The following is a 24,142-nucleotide window of genomic DNA, read 5'->3' on the forward strand; positions in this document are numbered from 1 at the left end:
GAGGTTTCCTCCAGTGGTGAATTCGAATTAACGGACAACAGTGGTCGAGGCGTGCAGCGCACGAGGGTCTTCCTCGATCCAGCGGGCACGGTCACGCAGGCGACCGCCGAACAACGCGGCGAAGCTTGCGAAGAACGCACCGCACAGCAGAGCAATGAACGTCCAGATGGCGGTCCAGGCCGCAACCTTGGCCGCGGTATCGGCCGCTTCCTGGGCGGCTTGCTTGGCCTGCGCCGCGTCCTGGCGCGCTTCTTCGTACACCTGCTCGACGCGCGACTGGGCCTCGGCCTGGGTCAGGCGGGTACGCTGGGCCACCAGTTGGGCGAGGTAGGTACGATCCTCGGCAGCCATGCCACCGTCGGCAGCCAGGCCGCGGACCAGGATCCGGCTGGCCACGCCATTGGCCGCATCCTCACTGACGGCGACCGGGCCATCACCACGGAACAGACGATCCACGTAGTAGCCCATTGGGTCGGCAGCACCTGAAGGCTTGTTCTTGTCATCGCTCATGGAAACACTGGCAACGGCGCCCGACGCGGCGGCAGCACCTGCCGAAGCACCGGCACTGGCGAGCCCGCCTGCCGACGACACGACCATCAGCACGGTGACCAGGGTCGCGATGGCCCAGGACAGGAACCCGTGCGCGGTATCACGGAAATACACCTCGTCGCCATGCAGGTTGGCCCACTTCACGCGCAGGCGACCGGCCATGTACCCACCGAGGCCAGAGGCCAGGATCTGGGTAATCAGCAGCCAGACGATGGTGGAAATCCCCAGCGCCTTGGCACTGGCCCCTTCGTTCGCCCAGGGTGATGAGGCCGCGAAGCCCAGGCCTGCGCCCAGTATCACCAGGATCAACGACAGGGCAGCCGCAGCAGCGGCACCGGCAAAGATAGCGGCCCAGGAAACGCCCGAGCGGTTCGGGGCCTCGGAAACAGCGGTTGGCAGATCGGCAGTGGTAATCATGATTCGGCGCCTTATGAGGGTTGGCAAAACATCCTTTGGTTTGCCACTCGATCAGTGCAGCGCCCATGCCAGTTGTGACAAAAAATGACATCCATATGAATCAAAGAGTTACACGCACCTGCTTTCCGAGGATCGTGCGAATCGCCCGAACCCCGGGTTTGCAACTGGGCGTTATGCAGTACTGGTGTTCGCGATGCTTCACCTGTCGGGGCGCACGCCCTTGTCGCCTGGCTTGGCCAGAGGCATTATCGGCTCATGACCGCCACCCTTCTTCCAGACGGCCCCGCCCAGACACCGCTCACTGCGGAAGTCGTCATGCGCTACCACCTGTGCTGGAAGCACCGTGACCTGGACGGGGTAATGGCGCTGTATCACCCGGACGTCCAGTACCACGACTTTTTCCAGAACCGCGTGCTCGGCTTCGACGAACTGCGCGAGTACGTACGTGTTTCCCTGCCGCACGAAGCCGGAGAGGACATCGTCCATAGCGACCGTATCCGCGTCGACGGTTGCACTGCCTTCATCCAGTACCAGGTGACGGTCCAGGGCGGTGAGGGTCTGGTGGCGTTCCAGTCCAGCGAGGCGATCACCGTCAAGGACAACCTGATCTGGCGGGTCAACGAGTACGGCACGCTGATCCGCCGCGATGGCAAGGGCGCCAGCACTTCGGGGCCGCGCCCGGCCACCAGCCGCCTGGGCCTGTCGCCCCGCCAGCTGAGCACCATGGCCCAGGACCTGGAGCACTATTTCCAGGCCCAGCGCCCCTACCTGGACCCGGAACTGGACCTGCAGCAGGTCGCCGAAGAGAGCGGCTACAGCCGCAACCAGATCTCCTACCTGCTCAACCAGGTGCTGGGCCAGAGCTTCTACCGCTACGTCAACCAGGCCCGCCTGCAGCACCTGCTGGCCGGGCTCGACGGCGCCGACTGCCGCGCCCCCATCGACGAACTGGCCTTCGATGCCGGGTTCAATTCGCTGTCGGCCTTCTACAAGTGTTTCCGCGAACATACCGGGCTCTCGCCCAAGGCCTACCTGAAGCAGATTTCTCTGCGTGCACGCACGTAAGACAACCACGCGGCCACGCCACTAGCATCGATCCCAGAACCTTGAACGGAAGTGGGAGCAGTACCCGATGCAAGCCTGGCGCACGATCAGCCTCTGGATGGACCAGCTCGACGAGCCCCTGGACGCCCGTCCGTCCCTGCAACAGGACCTGGACGTCGACGTGTGCATCATCGGCGCCGGCTACACTGGCCTGTGGACCGCCTACTACCTCAAGCGCCAGGCTCCGCACCTGCGCATCGCCATCCTCGAGGCACAAACCGCAGGCTTCGGCGCCTCCGGACGCAATGGCGGCTGGCTGATGGGCAACCTGCTGGGCGAAGACCGCCTGCTCGCCACCCTTTCCCCGCAGCAGCGCCGCGACAGCATCGACCTGCTGCACGCCATTCCCGACGAAGTGCACGGCGTGCTGCAACGCGAGGGCATCGACTGCGACTACCGCAAGGGTGGGGTGATCTACTGCGCGGCCCGTTATCCGGAGCAGGAACGCAGCCTGCGCGCCTACCTCGACGACCTCTACCGCCAGGGCATGAACGAAGACGACTACCGCTGGCTCAAACCCGAGCAACTGGCCGGTCAGCTGCGGGTCAGCAATGCCTACGGCGCCATCTTCAGCCCCCACGTCGCGACCATCCACCCCGCCAAGCTGGTGCGCGGGCTGGCACGCGTGGTCGAAGGCCTGGGCGTGCCGATCTATGAAAACACCGCGGCCAGCGACTGGCAGACCGGCGAGGTGCGTACCGCCCAGGCCAAGGTGCGCTGCCAGTGGGTGGTGCCGGCAGTCGAAGGCTATGCCGCCAGCCTGCCGCCGCTGGGGCGCCATCAACTGCCGGTACAGAGTCTGCTGGTGGCCACCGAGCCACTGCCCGAGTCGACCTGGGAACAGATCGGCCTGAGCCAGGGCCAGGCCTTCAGCGAAGGCAGCCGCCAGGTCACCTACGGCCAGCGCACCCTGGACAACCGCCTGGTGTTCGGCGCCCGCGGCGGCTATCGCTTCGGTGGCCGCCTGCGCGAAGACTTCAGCCTCAGCGAGGCCGAGATCGAGCTGCGCCGCTACCTGTTCAGCGACCTGTTCCCGCACTTGAAGAACGTGCGCATCACCCATTCCTGGGGCGGCAACCTGGGCATGGCGCGGCGCTTCCGCCCGCACATGCTGTGCGACCGCCAGCGCGGCCTGGCACTTTCCGGAGGCTATGGCGGCGAAGGTGTCGGCGCCACCAACCTGGGCGGACGTACGCTCGCGGCGCTGATTCTCGGCCAGCACAACGAACTGACCGCCCAGCCCTGGGTGCACGACAACCGACCGTTGTCGAGCCTGGCCAGTTGGCCACCCGAGCCCTGCCGTTGGCTAGGCTACAACGCGATCATCCAGAGTTTCGTCCACGAGGACCGCACCCTCGCCAACCCGGCCAGCCCGGCGTGGCGTCGACGCCTGGCCAGCGGCCTGGCCGGCTTCATGGAAGGTTTCATGCACTGAGTTGCACCCACTACCACAAGAGACCCTGCAGTCATGAGCATCACCCAGTTCAAGCACACCGAAAGCGCCGTCCTGGAAACGTCCAACCCGGTTGCCGTCCCTCTCGGCGAGCCCGTCGCAGTGACCTCCGTCACCTGTGTCGAGCGCAGCGATGGCGTCGAAACCGGCATCTGGGAGTGCACCCCCGGCCGCTGGCGTCGGCAGATCGTGCAACAGGAGTTCTGCCACTTCATCAAGGGCCGCTGCACCTTCACCCCTGACGGTGGCGAGCCCCTGGTCATAGAAGCCGGAGACGCAGTGATGCTACCGGCCAACAGCACTGGCATCTGGGACATCCAGGAAACCGTGCGCAAGACCTACGTACTGATTTTCTGATCCGCTGATCGCCTGCCGTTCTTCGATAACAACAGACAAAGCAAGGTAAACCGGACATGCGCAAACTCCTCCTCGCCCCCCTGATGCTGGCTGCTGGCGTCGCCAGCGCCGCCGACTCGGTAAAGATCTACAACTGGTCCAGCTATGTGGCGCCCGACACGCTGCAGAACTTCCAGAAAGCCACCGGCATCGTGCCCACCTACGACGTGTACGACAGCAACGAGACCCTCGACGGCAAGCTGATGACCGGCAATTCCGGCTACGACGTGGTGTTTCCCTCCAACCACTTCATGGCCCGGCAGACCCAGGGCAAGGCCCTGAAGAAACTCGACAAGAGCCAGCTGCCGAACTGGCAGAACCTCAACCCGGTGCTGCTCAAGGCGCTGGAGGTGAACGACCCGGGCAACCAGTACGGCTTCCCGTACCTGTGGGGCAGCACCGGCATCGGCTACAACATCGACAAGGTCAAGGCAGTGCTGGGCGACAACGCCCCGGTGGACTCCTGGGACCTGATCTTCAAGCCGGAGAACATCAGCAAGCTCAAGAGTTGCGGTGTCGCGGTGCTGGACAACGGTCCGGAACTGCTGCCGATCGCCCTCAACTACCTCGGCCTGCCGCACCACAGCCAGAACCCCGAAGACTACGAAAAGGCCAAGGCCTTGCTGATGAAGGCGCGCCCCTACATCGAGTACTTCCACTCGTCCAAGTACATCGGCGACCTGGCCAACGGCAACGTCTGTGTGGTGGTGGGCTTCTCCGGCGACATCCTGCAGGCCAAGAGCAACGCCGATGCGGCGAAGAATGGGGTGAAGGTCGGCTATGCCATTCCCAAGGAAGGTGCGCCGATGTGGTTCGACATGGTCGCCATGCCGGCCGATGCGCCCGACGAGAAGGCGGGCTACGCCTACATGAACTACCTGCTGCAGCCTGAAGTGATGGCCAACATCAGTAACTCGGTGCAGTACGCCAACGGCAACGCCAAGGCGGATTCGCTGGTGGATCCGGCGCTGAAGAACAACACCATGGTGTATCCGACCCAGGACATGATGGGCAAGCTGTTCGCCCTGGAGGCGATGCCGGCGAAGATCGACCGCATTCGTACGCGGATCTGGACCAGTATCAAGGCCGGGAACTGAAACAGGGCCGCTTGCGGCCCTTGCTGTAGAAGGCGCTTCTGCACCAGGGGTGGCACAGCCACCCCGTTCAAGCGATCAGTGGTGCTCGCGCGTTGCGCGGAACTTGATGTCCGGCCAGCGTTCTTCCATCAGCGACAGGTTGACCCGGGTCGGCGCCAGGTAGGTCAGGTGACCGCCGCCGTCGATGGCGAGGTTCTCCATGGCCTTGTTCTGGAATTCCTCGAGTTTCTTCTTGTCGTCGCAGGTAATCCAGCGCGCCGACCAGACGGTGATCGGCTCGTAGGCACACTCGACCTTGTACTCTTCCTTCAGACGGCTGGCGACCACATCGAACTGCAGCACACCGACGGCGCCAAGGATGATGTCGTTGCTGCGCTCAGGGAAGAACACCTGGGTCGCACCCTCCTCGGCCAGCTGCTGCAGGCCCTGGCGCAACTGCTTGGATTTCAGCGGATCCTTCAGGCGCACGCGACGGAACAGTTCCGGGGCGAAGTGCGGGATACCGGTGAAGCCCAGCGCTTCGCCTTCGCTGAAGGTGTCGCCGATCTGGATCGTGCCGTGGTTGTGCAGGCCGATGATGTCGCCGGCGTAGGCCTCTTCGAGCTGCTCGCGCTCGGACGAGAAGAAGGTCAGCGCGTCACCGATGCGCAGATCCTTGCCGGTACGCACATGGCGCATCTTCATGCCCTTCTCGTACTTGCCCGAGCAGATGCGCATGAAGGCGATACGGTCGCGGTGCTTCGGGTCCATATTCGCCTGGATCTTGAACACGAAGCCGCTGAACTTCTCTTCCACCGGCTCCACGGTGCGTTCGTGGGCCACTCGCGCCAACGGACGCGGCGCCCAGTCGACCACGGCGTCGAGCACATGGTCGACGCCGAAGTTGCCCAGGGCGGTGCCGAAGAACACCGGCGTCAGCTGACCGTTGATGAACTCGTCCTGGTCGAACTCATGACACGCACCCTGCACCAGCTCCAGTTGCTCGAGGAAGCGATCATACTCATCACCCAGGTGGGCGCGGGCCTCATCGGAGTCGAGCTTCTCGATGATCTTCACCTCGGTCCGCTCATGGCCGTGGCCGGGGGTGTAGACGATGATGTAGTCGCCGGCCAGGTGGTACACACCCTTGAAGTCGCGGTAGCAACCGATTGGCCAGGTGATCGGTGCGGCCTTGATCTTCAGCACCGCCTCGATTTCGTCGAGCAGCTCGATCGGGTCGCGGATGTCGCGGTCGAGTTTGTTGATGAAGCTGACGATCGGCGTGTCACGCAGACGGCAGACGTCCATCAGGGCGATGGTCCGCGGCTCGACGCCCTTGCCGCCGTCGAGCACCATCAGCGCCGAGTCCACCGCGGTGAGGGTGCGGTAGGTGTCTTCGGAGAAGTCTTCGTGGCCGGGGGTGTCGAGCAGGTTGATCATGTGCTCGCGATACGGGAACTGCATCACCGAGGTGGTGATCGAGATACCGCGCTGCTTCTCCATTTCCATCCAGTCGGAGGTGGCATGGCGATCGGACTTGCGCGACTTCACGGTCCCCGCGACGGAGATCGCCTTGCCCATCAGCAGCAGCTTCTCGGTGATGGTGGTCTTACCGGCGTCGGGGTGGGAGATGATTGCGAAAGTGCGGCGCTTCGCGACTTCGGCGGCCTGGTTGGTCATGGGAAATCGCCTGACTGGGGATCGAAAAAGGGGCGATATCATACCTGAACTCGAGCGTCAGGCCAAAATGCGCCGTGACAGGTCATGAAGGGCAACGAGCGCCTTGCAGCCAAAGCTGTAGAGCAGACCGGCGATTCAGCCCGGCAGAGTCATTCATTTGCAAACCCGATCAATCGCAAAGAAAAACAAACTTCTCAAATGAGCGTTCGCCGGTGATGCTGTGGCGATCCACTTCGCCTCCCGGAGAACAACAATGAACGAAGTCGCCATCGTCGCCGCCACCCGCACTGCCATCGGCAGTTTCCAGGGGGCGCTGGCCAATGTCTCGGCCGTCGACCTCGGTGCTGCGGTGATCAAGCGCCTGCTCGAGCAGACTGGCCTTGACCCCGCGCAGGTCGACGAGGTGATCCTCGGCCAGGTGCTGACAGCAGGCGCCGGCCAGAACCCTGCCCGCCAGGCCGCGGTCAAGGCCGGCCTGCCCCACGCCGTGCCGGCGCTGACCTTGAACAAGGTCTGCGGCTCGGGCCTGAAGGCGCTGCACCTGGCGGCCCAGGCGATTCGGTGCGGCGACGCCGAGGTGGTGATCGCAGGCGGCCAGGAAAGCATGAGCCTGGCGCCCTACGTACTGCCCTCGGCCCGCACCGGCCAGCGCATGGGCCATGGCCAGTTGGTCGACAGCATGATCACCGACGGCCTGTGGGATGCGTTCAACGACTACCACATGGGCATCACCGCCGAGAACCTGGTGGACAAGTACGCCATCACCCGCGAGCAGCAGGACGCCTTTGCCGCCGAGTCCCAGCGCAAGGCCGTGGCCGCTATCGAAGGCGGTCGTTTCAAGGATGAGATCACCCCGATCCACATCCCGCAGAAAAAAGGCGAAGCGCTGGTATTCGACACCGACGAGCAACCGCGCCCGGGCACCAGCGCAGAGTCGCTGGGCAAGCTGCGCGCCGCCTTCAGGAAAGACGGCAGCGTCACCGCTGGCAATGCCTCGAGCCTCAACGACGGCGCCGCCGCCGTGCTGCTGATGAGCGTCGACAAGGCCAAGGCCCTGGGCCTGCCGGTGCTGGCCAGGATCACCGGCTACGCCAGTGCCGGTGTAGACCCTGCGATCATGGGCATCGGCCCAGTCTCGGCGACCCAGCGTTGCCTGCAGAAGGCGGGCTGGCAGTTGGCCGATCTTGACCTGATCGAGGCCAACGAAGCCTTCGCTGCCCAGGCCCTGGCAGTGGGCAAGGAGCTGGCGTGGGATGCGACGAAGGTCAACGTCAACGGCGGCGCCATCGCCCTTGGCCACCCCATCGGCGCCTCGGGTTGCCGGGTGCTGGTGACTTTGCTGCACGAGATGATCAAGCGCGATGCGAAGAAAGGCCTGGCCACACTGTGCATCGGTGGCGGCCAGGGCGTGGCGTTGGCGATCGAGCGATAGGCTGCGCTTGAATCGGTGGTGTGATCTTCACGGGCCTGCCCGCGAAGATCACACCGCCAACCTCAGAACCGTTCGTCCAGAATCGCCGGCAAGCTCAGCTCCCTGACGAAGCTGGACGGCGACAGCGACAAAATCGTCCTGACCACCTGCACCACATCGTGCAGCGGTATCAGTTGCCCTTCCCCCCGCCGCGCAGCCTCTGCAACCGGCACCTCCAGGCCATCCTCGGTATTGAGATAACCAAGGTTCAGGCAGGTCACCCCGAGACGCTGGTCGCGGTAGCCCTCGCGCAGGGCGTCGGCAATGCCTTGCAGGGCGAACTTGCTGGCACCGAAGGTCACTTCCGGCCGCCCGCTGCGCGGCAGGCCCGAGGTCGAGCCCGTCAGCACAATGCGTGGGTGCCGGCTTTGCAGCAACAGTGGCAACAGACGCTTGATCAGCAGGATGGTCGCCGTGATGTTGCACCCCACCATGGTTTCGATCCGGGCGTCCTGGTCGTCGAGAAAATCGTAGGCGGGATCGAAAGCCAGGGTCTCCCAGATGCCAAGGTTGTAGATCAGGGTATCGATGCCTTGGTCGGCCACAGCCTCGCTGATGGTGGCGACAGCGGCCGCGGGGTGGCTGAGGTCGGCTTCGATCCAGCGGGTGTCGATACCGGCGATGGCGGGGACGGGCGAGGGAATGGCGCGGGCGACGCCGATCAGGGTGTCGCCGGGGTTGCCCAGGCCTTGCATCAGGGCCTTGCCCAGCCCTTTGCTGGCGCCGATTACCAGGGTCTTCATCAATAACTCCATTTATCGAGGTTCGGGGAAGATGCCAGGACAGCACCATAAGCAGATCCGATCCACTGAGCGCAGCATCCAAGCAGCCCGCCAGCTCGATGACAAAGCCCGGCTTGTATCCAGATGTTAAACAACGCAGCGAGGTGTCTGTTCCAGATCAATCGCGTACGCTTGCAGACAACCCGTTGCCCACCAATCCAGCCACACTGTCATCCTGCCCGCATCCGGTAAGCTGCCATGAGCCTGCTCAGACAAGCCCTCAACGAACGCTCCTTCGTCTGCATCATGGAGTTCGTTCCCAAGCCTTCTGCCCAGCGCTTCGCCGAGCTGGAACGCATCATGGCGCGTGCACAGTTGTGCGGCTGGCCGCTGGCAGTGTCCATCGGCGACCGGGTCGGCAGTGCGCTCGACATGTCGCCGCTCGACGCCAGCCGCAGCTTCGACACGCCAGTGCCGACCCTCTTGCATTTCTCGGGCAAGGACCGCGAGCGCCAGGACCTGCTCGCCCAGCTTCCACGCATGGACGCCGCAGGCCTTGACCAGCTCCTGTTGCTGACCGGCGACCGCCTGCCCGGCCACACGCCGGGCCAGCGTCCGGTGCGTTACCTCGAATCCGTCGCAGCCCTGCAGATCGTGCGCCAGGCGCGCCCCGACTGGCTGCTCGGTGCAGCATTGAACCCATTCAAATACCGCGAGGAAGAAGGCGGCGCGCAATACTTCAAGGCCGAAAAGAAGCTCGCCGCCGGCGTCGACTTCTTCATCCTGCAACTGGGCTTCGACTTCCAGAAGTACCGCGAGGCCATGCACTGGATGCAGCGCCAGCCCACGCCTCGCCCCATGCTCGCCTGCATCATGGGGCTGACCGATGGCCGCGCCGGGATGCTCGAACATGTGGCGGGTGTCACCGTAAGCCCTGCGATGCGTGCGCTGCTCGCCGCCGAAGCGGCGGTGTCCAAGGCCCACGCCAGGCAGCGTGCCACCGGGCGCCTGGCCTTGCAGATCATCGGCCTGCGGCTGCTGGGCTACGCCGGAATCAACCTCTCCGGCGTGCACGAACTCGACCAGTTTCTCGAACTGGAACAGGCCCTGGAAGACTGGCTGCCACGCATCAACAGCCTCGAGCAATGGCGCAGCGCCTGGGACGCCGCCTGGCAGATGCCGGGCGTGGCGCCGGTCACGTTCCATCCACCCGCGCATCACTGGCAGCAAGGCCAGCGCCAGGTCCAGGCGTCGTTTACGGAAAAGGCTCGCTACCATTTGCTGTCGGCCATGCACCACCAGCTGTTCAGCCGGGAAACGCTGTTGAGCAAGGCATTCGGCTGGAGCGTGCGCCGGTCGCTGTGGTCGACACCGGCAGCGGCGCGCGTGCTGCACAGCGTGGAGCGTAGCCTCAAGCGCCCGCTGATCGGTTGCGACACCTGCGGGCAATGCCGGCTCGAAGACACCTTGTACATCTGCCCGGAAACCTGCCCCAAGGGTCTGGCCAATGGGCCCTGCGGCGGCACGCAACTGAACCGCTGCGAATTCGGCGACCGGGAATGCATCCACAGCCGCAAGTACCGCACGGCGGTTTCGGTCGGGCAGACACAGGTGCTCAGGGACAGGTTGATCCCCTGTGTCGAAGTGGGAGGGCGCCACCAGAGCTCCTGGCCGCGCTGGTTCGCCGAGCCAGCCCCTGTGCCTCCCAGCGCGCGGGCCAAGCGCCCGCAACCCGAGACCGCCGACCTGTAGACGCACCCCGGCAAACCCTGGCATCGAAGGCCCGACAGCCTCTATCCTGAGCAGCCATCGCCTCACACTTGCCCACAGGAACGCCGCGTGACCCGAGAGCAGCTTGAAACCCAGCAGATACCCCTCTACTTCGCCGCCGTGGTCCTGGCCATCGTCGCCGGCCTGCTCGCTCCCGCAAGCGCCAGTCATCTGCAGGCCCTGGTAACGCCCGCCATCGCCGTGCTGATGTACGCGATGTTCCTGCAGATCCCCTTCCTCGACCTGCGCCAGGGCCTGGGCAACCGCCGCTTCATGGCGGCCCTGCTGCTCGCCAACTTCGTACTGGTGCCGATACTGGTGTGGGCCGTTACCCGTGGTCTGGTCGAGCATCCGGCGATCCTGATCGGTGCCCTGCTGGTGCTGCTCACCCCGTGCATCGACTACGTGGTGGTGTTCACCCACCTGGGCAAGGGCGACTCGCGACTGACCCTCGCCGCCACACCGCTACTGCTGCTGGTGCAACTCGCCCTGCTGCCGCTGTACCTGGGCCTGATGCTCGGCGAGCACAATCCGGTCACGCTCTCCATCGCACCTTTCGTCGAAGCCTTCATGTTGCTTATCGCGCTGCCGATGGCCCTTGCCGTGCTGACCAGTGCCGGAGCCCGCCGCTCGCAGGCCATTGCGCGCTGGAACGCTGCCTGGGCATGGATGCCGGTGCCGGCCATGGCGCTGGTGCTGATCGCCGTGATCGGCTCGCAGATCGCCGTGGTGCTGGGCGATTGGCAGCGTCTGCTGCCGGTGATCCCGGTGTACATCGGATTCGCGCTGCTGGCGCCGGTGATCGGCGCGCTTTCGGCGCGGTTGTTCCGCTTGCCCGTGAGCGAAGCACGCTCGGTGGCCTTCAGTGCCGCGACGCGCAATTCGCTGGTGGTGCTGCCCCTGGCGCTGGCCCTGCCACAGGAGCTGCGCACGCTGGCTGCAGCGGCGGTAATCACCCAGACACTGGTGGAACTGGTGAGCGAGCTGGTCTATGTGCGGATGGTGCCGGTGGTTGTGCGGGGTCGGAGCACGGCGCCGTGATGCGCCGTTACGCCGTGGCACTGGCACTGGCACTGGCCTGCTGCAGCCTGCAGGCCAGTGCCCAGCCGGTCGCGCAGGAAGGCTGGGTTCTCCAGGACCAGTTCGAGGCCAGCTATCGCCTCGACACCGGCACCCGCGTGCTGATGATCGCTCGCAGCTACGGCAGTGCGCGCCTGGTCAACAGCGCCCTGGAGCACACCCCGCCTGGCTATCTGGACGCACGCAATGTGATCTTCATCGCCGACATCGCCCGGGTGCCCGGGCTGATCCAGCGCGTGCTGGTGCCGAACATGCGCTCGGCCAGCTACCGCATCCTGCTCGACCGCGATGGCCTGGTTGCCGAGGGTTACGGCGGCGACCGTGACAGCGTGCAATGGCTGGAGCTCGATGAGGGCAAGGTGGTGCGCGAGCGCCGCTTCAGCGACCTTGCGTCATTGCGCCAGGCACTGGCCGGTCTGGTCGCCCACTGAAGGGCCGGGCCGCGTTGGCTGGCGGCCCCGTCAATCGGCGCCACCGGCTATACGATCACGAAGCCCACTTCGATATTGTCCCGGGTCGCCTTGGAGTAAGGGCAGATCTGGTGCGCCTCGGCCACCATCTTCTGTTTGTCTTCCTGGGCCAGCCCGGGCAGGTGTACGGTCAGCCGCGCGGCCAGTGCGAAACCGCCGTCGGCGGTATTGCCCAGCGTCACTTCGGCGTCCACCGCCACCCCCTCGGGCAGGCGGATCTCGAACTTCTGCCCGGCACGGCGCAGCGCACCGATGAAACAGGCCGACCAGCCGATGGCGAACAGTTGCTCAGGGTTGCTGCCCGGACGCCCGGAGCCGGGCGGGCTCAGCGGCAGGTCCAGCTCACCGTCGGTGGAGCGGCCACGACCATCACGCCCTCCGGTGGTGTGGGTGTGGGCGGTGTAGAGGCGGGTTGTCAGGGTATCGACCACGATGCTTCTCCTGATGGGCAGAACTGATGGGCAGTATGATTCGGGCCGCCCTGCCCGGCCTTCGGCACAGGCAGGGCGGCAATGGCGATTACTGCTTGGCCTGGCTCAGGCGGCTGTACAGGTCGGATGGGAACGGCTTGCCGTTGGCGTCGAACTGATGCTTGCGGAACTGGTACACCTCGGCTTCAGACAGGTAGCCGTCGTGGTTGGCATCGATGGCATCGAATTCGGCATTGGCCTTCGGCGCCACGGCCAGCAGCTCGGCACGCGATACCCGGCCATCGTGGTCGGTGTCGGTGCGGGCGAACGACGCATCGCCGCACTTGCCTTCACCGCACTTGCCCTCGGCACCGGTAGCCTTGGCCTGACCACCGCACTTGCCCTCACCGCATTTGCCTTCGGCCTGGGTGGCCTTGCCCTGGGCACCGCACTTGCCCTCACCGCACTTGCCTTCGGCCTGGGTGGCCTTGCCCTGGGCACCGCACTTGCCCTCGCCGCACTTGCCTTCCGGCGCCTTTTCGTTGGCGGCCAGCTGGTAGCCCTGGGGCAGTGCCTCGACGGCGAACGCGGAGCTGGTGACGTTGATACCGCCGGCCAGGGCGATGGCGAACAGGCCGATGCGAGCCTTGCTGGAAATCGGGGTATGGGACATGGCATTTCTCCGGATGTCAGTGCGGTCGTACCGCTGGGTTCATTGCCCCTAGGGCGAGAGAGCCGATGAACCGGGCGCCTGGCCCCGTTCGTTCGGGTGGAGCCATTTGAACGGCAGCGTGTATCGGGGGCGTATCCGGGGAGGCAGGGATTTGTAAGCAAGTGCGCGGGAGGGGTGATCAGATACAGGGCGATACAATCGCGCTGGAATAAGGGCGCCCCGACTTGTCCCGCGATGGGCCGCAAAGCGGCCCTGGCGATTTCAGCCTTCGAAACTCACCGCCTGCAACGGCGCCGTATTGACCCTCAGCTCGAACACATCCGGCCGCGCATAATGGCCGACCACATCGAAATCGAGATTGCCCTGGCTCAGCTGGCTCATGTCCAGGTCGGCATACAGCTCGGTCTCGCAATCGAACACCGGCCCGGCCAGTACCTCGCCCAAGGGGCTGACGATCATGCTCCCTCCACGCATCACGTAGTCGTCGGCGGCGAAGTCCAGCCCGAACGCCTCGCGGTGCTGCTGCGGGTATTCGCCCAGGCGAATCGCCTGGCAGGCCGAAAGCACGAAGACCCTGCCCTCCAAAGCCACATGCACCATGGAACTGGCCCACGACGGGCGGTCGTCGGCAGTCGGCGCGCAGTACAGTTGCACCCCTTGCGCGTACATGGCCTGGCGCAGCGCCGGCATGTAGTTTTCCCAGCAGATCACGCTGCCGAGCACACCGAAGTCGGTCTGCACCGGCTCAAGGGTCGAACCGTCGCCGAAGCCCCAGATCAGGCGTTCCTGCCCGGTCGGCATGAGCTTGCGGTGATAGCCGGCAATGCCCCGACCCGGCACGAGGGTGACGGCGGTGCAATACAGGGTACGGCCATGACGCTCGATGATGCCGACCACCGCGGTCACGCCCGTCTGCTCGACGCTGTCGGCAAACGCCGCAAGCTCCGGGCCGTCCAGGGCCACCGCCCCGTCGACGTAACGCTGGTACAGCGCACGCCCCGCGGCGCTGCGGTTGCCCACCACGCTGCCGAACGCCGCACCCTTGGGGTAACCGCCAATGAAGGCCTCGGGGAACACGGCAAGCCGTGCGCCCTGCTCGGCCACCCGGCGCAGGATGCCGGCAGCCTTCTCGACACTGGCCATGGCGTCGTAGGGAACGGAAGCGGCCTGGATGATTGCTACACGGGTCATGATGACTCCTGTCTGTTTGTCAGAATCGGCTGATATCGTTGTCACGGGTTTCCGGCAAGGTCTTGCACAGCACCAGCAGGCACAGCAGCGAGACGCCGGCGAGGTAGGCGGCGGGCAGGTTGGCGTCGCCGGTCATGCGAATCAGCGCCGCAGCGATGAACGGTCCGGGACCGGCCAGGATCGCCAGCGCGAGGTTGTGGCCCAGGGCCGCACCGGTGGAGCGGATCGAGGCCGGGAACACCTCCACCAGCAGCACCACGTCCATCACCGCCGTCACCGCCACCAGAACGCCCAGGATGACCAGCCCGAGCAGGATCGCTGCAGTGTTGCCGCTGTTGATCAGCAGGAAAATCGGAAACGCCAGCACCGTCAGCGCCGCAGCGGCGCCCAGCAGCAGCTTGCGCCGACCGATGCGGTCACTGAGCCGGCCGATCAGCGGGTTGACGATCACGTACACCACCAGCGCGATGCTGCACAGCCACAGCGCCGTGCTGCGCGGCAGCCCCACGGTGCTGACCAGGTGGTTGTTGGCGTAGGTGACGAAGTAGTACAGCGACACCCCGAACAGTGCCGAAAAGGCAAAGGTGGTGATGAACGCCCGGCGCCGCACCGCCTTGCTCGGCGCCTGCGCCGAATCGCGCTGGCGCACCATCTCTTCGTACACCGGGGTATCGCCCAGCTTGCGGCGAATGAAGATGGCGATGCCGGTCATGACGATCGAGGCCACGAACGGCAGGCGCCAGCCCCAGACCGTCAGTTGCGCGTCGCTGAGAGTGCTGGTGATGGTCGCGGCAACGAAGGTGCCGAACAGGAACGCCAGCCCTGCAGTCCCCGTGATCACGCTGGCGGCCGTGGCGCGGCGATTCGCCGGCGCGCTCTCGACGATATAGATGCCCGCGCTCGACCATTCGCCGCCGACCATCATGCCCTGCACGAAGCGCATGGCGATCAGCAACACGGGCGCGGCGATACCGATCGCCTCGTAGGTGGGTAACAACCCGATGATCGTGGTACACACCCCCATGCCGAACACGGTGATGATCAGCACCGCCCGCCGCCCGAAACGGTCACCGATCGGCCCCAGGATCAGCGCCCCGAAAGGCCGCGAGACAAAGCCCACCGCGAACACCGCCAGCGACGACAGCAGCGACACGCCAGGCGCGCTGGAGGGGAAGAACAGCAGCCCGATCACCGCTGCGAAATAGCCGTACACGGCGAAGTCGAACCACTCCATGAAGTTGCCGATCCCCACCGCGATGGCGCGCTTGCGGATATCCACCTGCCCGCCCCTGGTATGGGTATTGCTTTCACCCACGCTATGCGAAATCGTGCCCACCGGATCCACCTATGTGTTGTTATCTGTTGTGGGCACCAGACTAGAAACACCACCGACCAGGGGGCAAACGATTAGGAAATATGAGCCGGATTAACGTACGTAATATTTCTCGGATCGACCTGAACCTGCTGCTGACCTTTCACTGCCTGATGACCGAACGCAGCGCCACCCGCGCCTCGGCCATGCTGCACGTGACCCAGGGCGCGGTGAGCTCGGCCCTGCGCCGCCTGCGCGAGCACTTCGGCGACGAACTGTTCATCCGCACCGCTTCAGGTATGCAACCCACGCGCAAGGCGATGGAGCTGGCGCCGAAGATCACCGAAGCGCTGACTTCCATATCTGGCCTTTTAGGTGCAGAACCCGACTTTTCACCGCATGATTCCAGCTATGTGTTCAATATCGGCCTGTCTGACGATATCGAGGCCTGCCTGGCGCCGCGTATCGTCAACGCCGCAGCCGCCGAAGGCCTGGGCGTGACCTTCGCCTTCCACCAGAGCAACAGTTCGCTGTGGAAACAGTCGCTGCAGGATCCGGACATGGACCTGGTGATCTGCGCCGAACCGAAGGACTTCAACACCAGCTATTCCTCACAGGTGCTGTTTTCCTCGTCCTACGCCTGCCTCTACCATTCACGTAATGGAGAGGTAAACGAACCCATCGCCCTGGAAGATTATTTCGCCGCCAACCACGTACGGATTTCCTACGATGGCCGACGCGGCTTCATCGACGACATGTTCGAGGCCGCAGGTTATGCCCGGCATGTCACCGCCTCGTTCACGCATTTCAGCGGCGCACTGAGTACCTTGATGAACAGCGAAGTCATCGCCACCATTCCAAGCTTCGCCGCCGAGAGCTATGCGGCCATGACCGACCTGACCGTGAGCCCGGTGCCCTTCCCGGTGCCGTCGTTCCGCTGCTTCATGGTCTGGGACATCGCCCGGCACAACAAGCCGCATCATGAATGGTTGCGCCAGTTCATCGGCAACCTGGCACAGGTGGTGAGGTAGCCCCCCCTGACCGACGGCTTTCGCCGATACCGTCGGCAGGATTACTATCGTGCTTCCAGACTGACGTCCCTCGGTGTAGCCGATGCGCGAGATCTACAGCGTCTTCAATTCCAACGGGGCCTACGAAACCGGGGCGCACGCGCATGACGAGTTCATGCTCATGGTCCCCGAGCACGGGCTGCTGCGTTTCAAGGACGAACAGACCGGCCGCACCACCTCGGTGGTCGACCGCCAGTTCGTGCTGGTGCCGCCGCAGTGGAGCCATTCCTCGTCGTCGCTCACGGCAAGCCAGGGCCATGTGGCGTTCTATGTCGATCCGGACTACATGAATTTCGCCCTGCGCGATCTTTCCGGCGACGCCAATCGCCTGCTGCGCTTGCCCACGCTTGGTATCTGGCACGCCTCGGCGCCGCTGCATCACCTGCTGTTGACGAAAAAAGCCTTCAGCCAGCCCGATCCCTATGTCGACCGCCGTCGGCAGATCACCCAGACCGACCACCTGCTGCTGCTCGAATGCCTGGCCATCTCGCTGAGCCAACCCAGCCTGCAACGCTCGACCACCGAGCGCCATGGTGCGGCGCTGGTGCGTGACGTGCAACGCTACCTCAACGGCAACCTAGAGCAGGCTCACGGGCTCGACGAACTCGCTGCAGCCTTCCACATTTCGCGCCGTCACCTGACCCGCCTGTTCGCCCAACACACCGGCCTGTCGGTGCTGGCCTACCTGCAGCGACTGCGCCTGGAGCACGCCAGCAGCCTGCTGCTGCACACCCGCCTGTCGGTGCTGGAGATCGCCAACAGCGTCGGGCTCGAGTCCCCTTCGCACCTGGCGCACCTGTTCCGCCGCGCACACGGCTGCTCGCCAGACGAATTCCGCCGCCAGGCCCAGCACTGACGCCCTGAAACCGATGGCCCGATCGCGTGCGCCGCGATTTCCATTGCCCTGCATCCTGCCTCCCGAACACAACAACAAGAGGACGGGGCCGTGAGGCGAGAACCCTTCATCAGCTTTGCCGGAGTGCAGAAGCGCTTCAAAGTGAACGGACGCGAGTTCGTGGCAGTGCACAGCGTGTCGCTGGATGTCCAGCGCGGCGAAATCATCACCCTGGTCGGCCCATCCGGGTGCGGCAAGTCCACCCTGCTGAACATGACCGCCGGCCTGTTCGGCCCCAGTGAGGGACGCGTGCACTACGACGGCGCCGAGGTCAAAGGGGTGAACACCCGCGTCGGCTACATGACCCAGGCCGACCACCTGCTGCCGTGGCGCAGCGTGGCCGGCAATATCGCCGTGCCGCTGCAGATCCGCCGTCAGCCCAAGCGCGACATCGAGCGGCGTGTCGAGGAACTGCTGGCACTGGTGGGCCTGAGCGGCTTTGGCGCCAGCTATCCCAACCAGCTCTCAGGCGGCATGCGCAAGCGCGCGGCCATGGCCCGTCTGCTGGCCAGCGACCCGGAAACCCTGCTGATGGACGAGCCGTTCGGCGCGCTCGATGCGCAGATGCGCCTGTCGTTGCAGACCGAACTGCTGCGCCTGTGCAAGCAGCTGAACAAGACCGTGCTGTTCGTCACCCATGACGTCGACGAAGCCATCGCCCTCGCCGACCGCTGCGTGGTGTTCGCCGGGCGCCCCGGCACCATCGACCACGTCATCGACGTGCCACTGGCGCAGCCACGCAATCTCGTGCAACTGCGCAGCGACCCGCACTACGTCGAACTGTGCGCAGACCTGTGGCAACGCCTGGCTCCCGACATTGCTGGCGCCGCCGATCCTTCCTCGCTGACCCACGCCCTGGAGGCCCCATGATTCAGGTCTATCGCCTGCTGTTCCTGATCGCATTGCTGGTGTTGTGGGAAGGCATCTCCCGCGCACTGGGCGTGGAATTCTTCATCAGCCGGCCAAGCGCCGTGGCCGCCAGCCTGTGGAAGATCCTGCTCAACGGGGTGTTCTTCTACCATGCTGGCATCACCACGCTCGAAGCGCTGCTGGGCTTCTTCTTCGGCGCCCTCGCCGGGCTGCTGGCCGGGCTGGCGCTGGGCCGGGCAAAGCTGCTGGCCGACATCCTCGACCCGTTCCTGACCGCCTTCTACAGCCTGCCGAAAGTCGCGCTGGCGCCGCTGTTCATCCTCTGGTTCGGCATCGGCCTGCCGATGAAAGTCATCCTCACCGCTGCCGTGGTGTTCTTCCTGGTGTTCCTCAACACCTACAGCGGCGTGCGCAACGTCTCGCGCGAACAGTTGACCATCCTGCGCCTGATGGGCGCCGGCGAGCGCGACCTGCTGAGCATGGTGGTGATCCCCTCGGCGTTCACCTGGGTGTTCACCGGCCTGCGCCTGTCGGTGCCCTACGCGCTGATCGGCGCGCTGGTGGGTGAAATCATCGCCGCCAACCGCGGCCTCGGCTACCTGCTCTCGGACGCCGCCTCGCAGTTCGACACCGCCGGGGTATTCGCCGCACTGGTGGGCATCGTCGCCCTGGCGCTGATCCTCAACACCCTGGTCAAGCTGGCCGAGCGCCGCTTGATGCCCTGGAAAGCCAACGACGCCGACCGCGAAGTCGCGGTCTGAGCCTGCCCACCTTATCGGAGAACCCTCATGTTCAAACGACTGCTCAAAACGGCGCTGCTCGCCGGCACGGCGCTGTGCGTCCTGGCTGCCGGTGCGGCCGAGACCACCAAGGTGCGTCTGGCCTTCCCCAGCGAAGGCTTCCTGTATGTGCCGATCTACGTGGCGCAGCGCTCGGGCTATTTCGCCGACGAGGGCCTGGACGTGGAGACCATCGTCTTCCAGAAAGGCGGCTCGGCGGCGCTCACCGCCGTGCTCGGGCGCGATGCCGACATCTATGTCGGGCTGCCGGCAGTGGCCATCCGCGCCCACAGCAAAGGCCAGAAGGTCCAGGCCTTCGCCTCGGTGCAGACCCAGTTCGGCACCACCGTGGTCATCGACCAGGCCAGCGCCACAGCCGCTGGGGTGACGGCTGCCTCGCCGATCGCCGACCGCGCCCGGGCGCTCAAGGGCCTGAAGATCGGCGTGACCGGACCGGGCAGCACCACCGACATGCTGGTGCGCTACCTCGCCAAGGACGCCGGCCTGCGTCCCGACCAGGACATGACCCTGATGCCCGTCGGCGGCGCACCGAACATGCTCGCCGCATTCTCCCAAGGCAGCATCAACGGCTTCTCGCTGTCGCCACCCACCGTCACGACTGCCGCACAACAGGGCGGCTTCGTGCTGATGGACCTGGCCAAGGGTGAATACCCGCCACTGGACGGCTTCCTCTTCACCGCCATGATCGCCCGTGAAGACTGGTTGAGCAGCAATGCCGACACCGCGCGCAAGATGGTCCGCGCCCTGTGGCGCGCCGAGCAACTGATCGCCAGCGCTCCCGACCAGGCCCGCGAAGCCGTGCGGCCGTACTTCGCCCACACCAGCGCGACGATCTTCGATGCCGCCTGGGCCGCCTCGCTGCCCTCCTACCCTGCCACTCCCGCAGTGGAGCGGGCCGGCATCGACAAGAACATCCATTTCATGAATGCCGTCGAGGCCGAGCCGGTCAGCGTCGACCCGCAGGCTGTCTTCACCAATGCGATCGTCGAGGCGGTTGCCCCCGAAATGTCACAGGCGCGAGGAGCGCAACAATGACCCCCGAAGTGCACCTGATCAACGTGTTTCCTGCCGCCAGCAATGGCGGCAACCCCGCCCCCACCGTCGCCTGCGCCGACGGCATGAGCGACGCCGACATGCAGGCCGTGGCCCGCGCCTACGGTCACGAATGCGGCTTCGTCTGCAGCCCGCCGCCAGGCTCGGGCTACGATTACGCCCTGCGCTTCTGGGTGCCCAATCACGAAATGGAAATGTGCGGCCACGCCACCGTCGGCGCCATCTGGCTGCTGGAACACCTGGGCCTGCTGAACAAGCGCAAGCTCGAACTCTGGACCCTGAGCGGCCGCGTGCAGGCCCAGGTCAGCCACGCGCACGACGGCGCCATCCAGGTCGAGATCACCCAGCCCAAGGGCCAGGTCGAGGCCCTGACGGCGCCGGATATCGAAGCCGAAATCCTCTCGGTGCTCGGCATCAGCGCCAACGAACTGGCCCCGCTGCCGATCCAGAACGCCGCCACCAGCCGCGTGAAGACGCTGGTCCCGCTCAAGAGCGTCGCCGTGCTCGACAGCCTCAAGCCGGACTACCGGCGCATCGAGCAACTGTGCGAACGCATCGGCTCGACCGGCCTGTACCCCTACGCCGTCCACGACCTCGCCGCCCGTCAGTTCGACGCCAGGCAATTCCCCAAGTCCTCGGGCTACCCCGAGGACGCGGCCACCGGCATCGCCGCCGCCGCCCTGGCCTTCGGCCTGCTGGAAAATGGCCTGGTCAGCGCAGACGAGCGTCCGTTGCAGGTGCGCCAGGGCCGCGCCATGGGTCGCCCGTCGCAGATCGCATTGCGCTTTCGCCACGACGAGCAGGCGCAGGTGCAAGGGCTCTGGCTCGGCGGCCCGGTGAGCCTGGCGCAGGTGCACGCATGAGCCCGCGCGAAAAGCTGCACAGCCTGGGCCTGAGCCTGCCCGAAGCTCCCGCGCCCAAGGGTGACTACGTGCCGGTGGTGATCCACCACGGCACGGCCTACGTCAGCGGCCAGGTGTGCCGCATCGGGCCGGACGTGATCACGGGTCCCGCCCGGGCCGACACCCCCGAAGAGGTGCTGGCACTGGCCGCGACCACCTGCGTGCTGCGCGCCCTGAGCGCGCTGGAACAGGCCATCGGCGACCTGGACAAGGTCGAGCGCGTGCTGTTCATGCGCGGATTCGTCCATGCCGAGAACGGGTACGAGCAGTACTCGAAGGTGCTCGACCACGGCTCGCGTTTGTTGATCGAGGTGTTTGGCGAACGCGGCCGACATGCGCGCTCGGCGCTGGGCGTGGCGGGGTTGCCGAGCAGCGGTCTGCTTGAGGTGGAGTTGGTGGTAGCGATGCGTGGGTGAAGGCTGCCGCTTCCGGGGTGGCGCCTCGGGAGCGGCGTCCTAGTTGAACTACCAATAATTTTTGTTATGCCTGACCGTAAAAAGGATCATTTCTTCTATTCCTCTTCCGCTCTTTAGACTCCGCTCCATTCCCCTTACCCGCGGAGCCTCGCATGCCCTTCGTCATCTACATCTTCACCATCAGCGCATTCGCGCTGGGCCTGGCCGAATTCGTGCCCATCGGCCTCACCGAGGTAATGGCCCACAGCCTCGGCGTGCCGGTCGAGGCTACCGGCGCAACTGTCACCGCCTACGCCCTGGGCGCCACCTTCGCCGCACCGATACTGACCGCCCTGACCGCCCATTGGCCACGCAAACGGGTGATGCTGGCCACCGCCCTGGTATTCACCGCAGGCAGTCTACTGGCCGCCTATGGCGATAGGCTCGGTCTGATTCTCGGCGCGCGCTTCGTCGCCGGCATGGGTCACGGCCTGTTTCTCGCCGTCGCCTCCAGCACTGCCGCACGCCTGGTCGGACCGGCCCGTGCCGGTAGCGCAGTAGCCGTGGTGTTCGCAGGATTCACCCTGGCAATGGCCATCGGTGTACCGCTGAGTACCTGGCTCGGCGGCATGCTCGACTGGCGCCTGGCCCTGGCGGCCATCGGCGTGTTCGGTGCACTCGGCTACTTCGGCCTGCTGCTGGGCATGCGCGATCCGCTGCCTACCCCGGCCAGCATCCACGGCCCGCGCTCGCAACTCGCCGCCCTGGGCAACCGCAAACTGCTGGGCGGCGCCCTGGTCACCGTGCTCGGCTATGCCGGATCGTTCGCAGCCTATACCTACATCGTCCCGCTGCTCAGCGAAACCAGCGGCGCAAGCGCCGCCACGATCGGCGCGATCATGCTTGTCTACGGCGTGATGGCCGCCATCGGCAATATCCTCGGCGGGCGCTTGAGCGACCGCCTGGGCGCAGACCGCGCCAGCGCCCTGCTGGTCGGCGGCATCGCCCTGGTGTTGTTTGCATTGTGGGCACTGTCGACCTCGACGCTGGCCATGGCCGTGCTGGTCGGCCTGCTCGGCATGTTCACCTTCGCCGCAGTTCCGGCCCTGCAGGCCCGCCTGATCGGCCTTGCCGAGCAACATGCCGCGCACGCCCAGGGGGTTGCGGCCGGCCTGAACATCGCCGGGTTCAACGCCGGCATCGCCCTGGGTTCGGCACTGGGCGGCCTGACCCTGAGCCACGCCGCGGTCAGCCAGGTTGGCCTGACCGGCGCACTGGTCTCTCTGCTCGGCCTGCTGCTGTTGCTCACCCAAGGCCGCAGCGCCGCGCAACGGGCCACCGCCTGAGTGTCGCGCCCGGCCACTGCGTGCTACAACGAAGCATCTTCGCCGGGCGATACCTGACCATGAGCCACCTCACCCACCTGCGCACCTTTCTCGAGATCTACCGCGCCCGTTCCATCACCCGAGCGGCGCAGCACCTGGGCATCACCCAACCCGCTGCCTCGCTGCACGTTCAGGCCCTGGAAAGCCTGGTGGGCCGATCACTGTTCCGACGCCTGCCACGCGGCGTAGAGCCCACCGATGCTGCCGACGAACTGGCCCGCGCCATCGCGCCCTATCTCGATGGGCTCGAAGCGCGCATCAGTGCCTTGCGCCCGGAGCAGAGCCAGCCAATGACCGTCCACCTTGCCGGCCCCGCCGACTTTCTTCATTGCCAACTCGCCCCACATCTGGGCGCCTTGCTCGCCCAGGGCTACCGCCTGCGTCTGCACCCAGGCAATCGCAAGCGCATCTATGAATTGCTCGACAGCAGCAGCATCGACTTCGCCATAACCGCCTCGATGCCCGACGAGCAGTCCCAGGGCTTCGCCCACCTGCTGACCGAACGCATGCGCTTGGTATACGCACCGAGCCTGCGTGCGAAATTGGGGACTGCTCCAACGGCCCAACAACTGGCCAACGAGCCGCTGCTGGCCTTCGACGAAGATCTGCCATTGGTACGCCTGTGGTGGACGACGACCCACCAGATCGCCCCCCAGCTTCAGGCCGCGCTAACCGTACCCGACCTGCGAATGCTCAAGGACCTGGTCATCGCAGGCGGCGGATGGACGGTGCTACCGGACTACCAATGCGCCGATGAAATTGCCGACGGACGCCTGCTGACGCCCACCTTACTGGCCGATGCCCCGAGCAACATTCTCTACCTGGCGTGGAACAAACGCGTGCCACGTAGCGCCGGCATGCTGCAGGTGCGCGACCATATCCTGGCGGCATTCAGGGCCGGACAGTGAACTGATAAGGCCTCTGTAGGAGCGTGCTGGCCCGCGAACTGCGGCAAAGACAGCTCCTCTCCGACAACCATCTCGGAACAGTCCGACATA

The 24,142-nt window shown here is 65.3% G+C and carries 24 protein-coding genes; 17 read left to right on the top strand and 7 right to left on the bottom strand.

Annotated elements, in window-relative coordinates; translation table 11 throughout:
- Positions 1–27: 27 nt before the first annotated feature.
- On the bottom strand, positions 28–966 hold the full coding sequence (locus tag AC1TXO_RS22155) for a hypothetical protein (RefSeq protein WP_486403713.1): 939 nt from the start codon (positions 964–966) through the stop codon (positions 28–30).
- Between the two features lie 255 nt (positions 967–1,221).
- Between AC1TXO_RS22155 and AC1TXO_RS22160 the strand changes: the two genes are divergently transcribed.
- The 4 genes from AC1TXO_RS22160 (at position 1,222) to AC1TXO_RS22175 (ending at position 5,016) form a co-directional block, all read left to right on the top strand.
- Complete coding sequence (locus tag AC1TXO_RS22160; protein ID WP_486403714.1) at positions 1,222–2,031, top strand: helix-turn-helix domain-containing protein; 810 nt, start codon at positions 1,222–1,224, stop codon at positions 2,029–2,031.
- Between the two features lie 67 nt (positions 2,032–2,098).
- Positions 2,099–3,505: an NAD(P)/FAD-dependent oxidoreductase gene (locus tag AC1TXO_RS22165; protein WP_486403715.1), complete on the top strand. Its 1,407-nt coding sequence runs from the start codon at positions 2,099–2,101 to the stop codon at positions 3,503–3,505.
- A gap of 33 nt (positions 3,506–3,538) precedes the next feature.
- Complete coding sequence (locus AC1TXO_RS22170) at positions 3,539–3,880, top strand: cupin domain-containing protein (protein ID WP_486403716.1); 342 nt, start codon at positions 3,539–3,541, stop codon at positions 3,878–3,880.
- Positions 3,881–3,936: 56 nt separating this feature from the next.
- Positions 3,937–5,016 carry a polyamine ABC transporter substrate-binding protein gene (locus AC1TXO_RS22175; RefSeq protein WP_486403717.1) on the top strand — a complete coding sequence of 360 codons (1,080 nt, stop codon included), beginning with the start codon at positions 3,937–3,939 and terminating at the stop codon, positions 5,014–5,016.
- Positions 5,017–5,091: 75 nt separating this feature from the next.
- Here AC1TXO_RS22175 and AC1TXO_RS22180 read toward each other — a convergent pair whose 3' ends face one another.
- Positions 5,092–6,675 (bottom strand): peptide chain release factor 3, encoded by a 1,584-nt coding sequence (locus AC1TXO_RS22180; protein ID WP_486403718.1) that lies wholly within the window; start codon positions 6,673–6,675, stop codon positions 5,092–5,094.
- A gap of 253 nt (positions 6,676–6,928) precedes the next feature.
- Between AC1TXO_RS22180 and AC1TXO_RS22185 the strand changes: the two genes are divergently transcribed.
- Positions 6,929–8,107, top strand: coding sequence for an acetyl-CoA C-acetyltransferase (locus tag AC1TXO_RS22185; RefSeq protein WP_486403719.1), 1,179 nt, complete (start codon positions 6,929–6,931; stop codon positions 8,105–8,107).
- Between the two features lie 62 nt (positions 8,108–8,169).
- Here AC1TXO_RS22185 and AC1TXO_RS22190 read toward each other — a convergent pair whose 3' ends face one another.
- A complete protein-coding gene (locus tag AC1TXO_RS22190; protein ID WP_486403720.1) occupies positions 8,170–8,889 on the bottom strand; it encodes an SDR family oxidoreductase in 720 nt (239 codons plus the stop codon).
- A gap of 237 nt (positions 8,890–9,126) precedes the next feature.
- Here AC1TXO_RS22190 and AC1TXO_RS22195 point away from each other — a divergent pair, with 237 nt between their 5' ends.
- From AC1TXO_RS22195 to AC1TXO_RS22205, 3 genes are all read left to right on the top strand, one after another.
- Positions 9,127–10,620 (top strand): methylenetetrahydrofolate reductase C-terminal domain-containing protein, encoded by a 1,494-nt coding sequence (locus AC1TXO_RS22195; protein WP_486403721.1) that lies wholly within the window; start codon positions 9,127–9,129, stop codon positions 10,618–10,620.
- A gap of 87 nt (positions 10,621–10,707) precedes the next feature.
- Positions 10,708–11,679 (top strand): arsenic resistance protein, encoded by a 972-nt coding sequence (locus AC1TXO_RS22200; RefSeq protein ID WP_486403722.1) that lies wholly within the window; start codon positions 10,708–10,710, stop codon positions 11,677–11,679.
- Positions 11,679–12,149 (top strand): hypothetical protein, encoded by a 471-nt coding sequence (locus tag AC1TXO_RS22205; RefSeq protein ID WP_486406887.1) that lies wholly within the window; start codon positions 11,679–11,681, stop codon positions 12,147–12,149. The genes AC1TXO_RS22200 and AC1TXO_RS22205 overlap by 1 nt, the downstream gene beginning before the upstream one ends.
- A gap of 47 nt (positions 12,150–12,196) precedes the next feature.
- Here the strand turns inward: AC1TXO_RS22205 and AC1TXO_RS22210 are convergent, their stop codons facing one another.
- From AC1TXO_RS22210 to AC1TXO_RS22225, 4 genes are all read right to left on the bottom strand, one after another.
- A complete protein-coding gene (locus AC1TXO_RS22210; RefSeq protein WP_486403723.1) occupies positions 12,197–12,619 on the bottom strand; it encodes an organic hydroperoxide resistance protein in 423 nt (140 codons plus the stop codon).
- An 88-nt stretch (positions 12,620–12,707) separates the two neighbouring features.
- Positions 12,708–13,271: an HvfA family oxazolone/thioamide-modified RiPP metallophore gene (locus AC1TXO_RS22215; RefSeq protein ID WP_486403724.1), complete on the bottom strand. Its 564-nt coding sequence runs from the start codon at positions 13,269–13,271 to the stop codon at positions 12,708–12,710.
- 261 nt (positions 13,272–13,532) lie between these two features.
- Positions 13,533–14,462 (bottom strand): carbon-nitrogen hydrolase family protein, encoded by a 930-nt coding sequence (locus tag AC1TXO_RS22220; protein ID WP_486403725.1) that lies wholly within the window; start codon positions 14,460–14,462, stop codon positions 13,533–13,535.
- Positions 14,463–14,481: 19 nt separating this feature from the next.
- Complete coding sequence (locus AC1TXO_RS22225; protein ID WP_486403726.1) at positions 14,482–15,741, bottom strand: MFS transporter; 1,260 nt, start codon at positions 15,739–15,741, stop codon at positions 14,482–14,484.
- Between the two features lie 137 nt (positions 15,742–15,878).
- Between AC1TXO_RS22225 and AC1TXO_RS22230 the strand changes: the two genes are divergently transcribed.
- From AC1TXO_RS22230 to AC1TXO_RS22270, 9 genes are all read left to right on the top strand, one after another.
- Positions 15,879–16,805: a LysR family transcriptional regulator gene (locus AC1TXO_RS22230; protein ID WP_486403727.1), complete on the top strand. Its 927-nt coding sequence runs from the start codon at positions 15,879–15,881 to the stop codon at positions 16,803–16,805.
- Positions 16,806–16,887: 82 nt separating this feature from the next.
- Positions 16,888–17,700, top strand: coding sequence for an AraC family transcriptional regulator (locus tag AC1TXO_RS22235; protein ID WP_486403728.1), 813 nt, complete (start codon positions 16,888–16,890; stop codon positions 17,698–17,700).
- A gap of 90 nt (positions 17,701–17,790) precedes the next feature.
- Positions 17,791–18,609, top strand: coding sequence for an ABC transporter ATP-binding protein (locus tag AC1TXO_RS22240; protein WP_486403729.1), 819 nt, complete (start codon positions 17,791–17,793; stop codon positions 18,607–18,609).
- The gene (locus tag AC1TXO_RS22245) at positions 18,606–19,370 is read left to right on the top strand and encodes an ABC transporter permease (protein ID WP_054893546.1); all 765 of its coding nucleotides are present in this window, start codon (positions 18,606–18,608) and stop codon (positions 19,368–19,370) included. The genes AC1TXO_RS22240 and AC1TXO_RS22245 overlap by 4 nt, the downstream gene beginning before the upstream one ends.
- 27 nt (positions 19,371–19,397) lie before the next feature.
- Positions 19,398–20,444: an ABC transporter substrate-binding protein gene (locus tag AC1TXO_RS22250; RefSeq protein ID WP_486403730.1), complete on the top strand. Its 1,047-nt coding sequence runs from the start codon at positions 19,398–19,400 to the stop codon at positions 20,442–20,444.
- The gene (locus AC1TXO_RS22255) at positions 20,441–21,325 is read left to right on the top strand and encodes a PhzF family phenazine biosynthesis protein (protein WP_486403731.1); all 885 of its coding nucleotides are present in this window, start codon (positions 20,441–20,443) and stop codon (positions 21,323–21,325) included. The genes AC1TXO_RS22250 and AC1TXO_RS22255 overlap by 4 nt, the downstream gene beginning before the upstream one ends.
- Positions 21,322–21,780, top strand: a complete 459-nt coding sequence (locus tag AC1TXO_RS22260) for a RidA family protein (RefSeq protein WP_486403732.1) — start codon at positions 21,322–21,324, stop codon at positions 21,778–21,780. Before AC1TXO_RS22255 ends, AC1TXO_RS22260 begins: the two co-directional genes overlap by 4 nt.
- A gap of 152 nt (positions 21,781–21,932) precedes the next feature.
- Positions 21,933–23,105 carry an MFS transporter gene (locus AC1TXO_RS22265; RefSeq protein ID WP_486403733.1) on the top strand — a complete coding sequence of 391 codons (1,173 nt, stop codon included), beginning with the start codon at positions 21,933–21,935 and terminating at the stop codon, positions 23,103–23,105.
- A gap of 59 nt (positions 23,106–23,164) precedes the next feature.
- Entirely contained in the window at positions 23,165–24,052 is an 888-nt protein-coding gene (locus AC1TXO_RS22270) for a LysR family transcriptional regulator (RefSeq protein WP_486403734.1), read from the top strand.
- The last annotated feature ends 90 nt before the right edge of the window (positions 24,053–24,142 follow it).

It is taken from the genome of Pseudomonas sp. FA117 (assembly GCF_057370475.1).

Bases quoted from the DNA above. Each gene is read 5' to 3' on its own strand.
- AC1TXO_RS22260 (WP_486403732.1), top strand. From the start codon at position 21,322: ATGAGCCCGCGCGAAAAGCTGCACAGCCTGGGCCTGAGCCTGCCCGAA.
- AC1TXO_RS22250 (WP_486403730.1), top strand. From the start codon at position 19,398: ATGTTCAAACGACTGCTCAAAACGGCGCTGCTCGCCGGCACGGCGCTG.
- AC1TXO_RS22265 (WP_486403733.1), top strand. From the start codon at position 21,933: ATGCCCTTCGTCATCTACATCTTCACCATCAGCGCATTCGCGCTGGGC.
- AC1TXO_RS22220 (WP_486403725.1), bottom strand. From the start codon at position 14,462: ATGACCCGTGTAGCAATCATCCAGGCCGCTTCCGTTCCCTACGACGCC.
- AC1TXO_RS22190 (WP_486403720.1), bottom strand. From the start codon at position 8,889: ATGAAGACCCTGGTAATCGGCGCCAGCAAAGGGCTGGGCAAGGCCCTG.
- AC1TXO_RS22230 (WP_486403727.1), top strand. From the start codon at position 15,879: ATGAGCCGGATTAACGTACGTAATATTTCTCGGATCGACCTGAACCTG.
- AC1TXO_RS22255 (WP_486403731.1), top strand. From the start codon at position 20,441: ATGACCCCCGAAGTGCACCTGATCAACGTGTTTCCTGCCGCCAGCAAT.
- AC1TXO_RS22215 (WP_486403724.1), bottom strand. From the start codon at position 13,271: ATGTCCCATACCCCGATTTCCAGCAAGGCTCGCATCGGCCTGTTCGCC.
- AC1TXO_RS22205 (WP_486406887.1), top strand. From the start codon at position 11,679: ATGCGCCGTTACGCCGTGGCACTGGCACTGGCACTGGCCTGCTGCAGC.
- AC1TXO_RS22245 (WP_054893546.1), top strand. From the start codon at position 18,606: ATGATTCAGGTCTATCGCCTGCTGTTCCTGATCGCATTGCTGGTGTTG.
- AC1TXO_RS22155 (WP_486403713.1), bottom strand. From the start codon at position 966: ATGATTACCACTGCCGATCTGCCAACCGCTGTTTCCGAGGCCCCGAAC.
- AC1TXO_RS22175 (WP_486403717.1), top strand. From the start codon at position 3,937: ATGCGCAAACTCCTCCTCGCCCCCCTGATGCTGGCTGCTGGCGTCGCC.
- AC1TXO_RS22180 (WP_486403718.1), bottom strand. From the start codon at position 6,675: ATGACCAACCAGGCCGCCGAAGTCGCGAAGCGCCGCACTTTCGCAATC.
- AC1TXO_RS22185 (WP_486403719.1), top strand. From the start codon at position 6,929: ATGAACGAAGTCGCCATCGTCGCCGCCACCCGCACTGCCATCGGCAGT.
- AC1TXO_RS22165 (WP_486403715.1), top strand. From the start codon at position 2,099: ATGCAAGCCTGGCGCACGATCAGCCTCTGGATGGACCAGCTCGACGAG.
- AC1TXO_RS22170 (WP_486403716.1), top strand. From the start codon at position 3,539: ATGAGCATCACCCAGTTCAAGCACACCGAAAGCGCCGTCCTGGAAACG.
- AC1TXO_RS22270 (WP_486403734.1), top strand. From the start codon at position 23,165: ATGAGCCACCTCACCCACCTGCGCACCTTTCTCGAGATCTACCGCGCC.
- AC1TXO_RS22195 (WP_486403721.1), top strand. From the start codon at position 9,127: ATGAGCCTGCTCAGACAAGCCCTCAACGAACGCTCCTTCGTCTGCATC.
- AC1TXO_RS22160 (WP_486403714.1), top strand. From the start codon at position 1,222: ATGACCGCCACCCTTCTTCCAGACGGCCCCGCCCAGACACCGCTCACT.
- AC1TXO_RS22235 (WP_486403728.1), top strand. From the start codon at position 16,888: ATGCGCGAGATCTACAGCGTCTTCAATTCCAACGGGGCCTACGAAACC.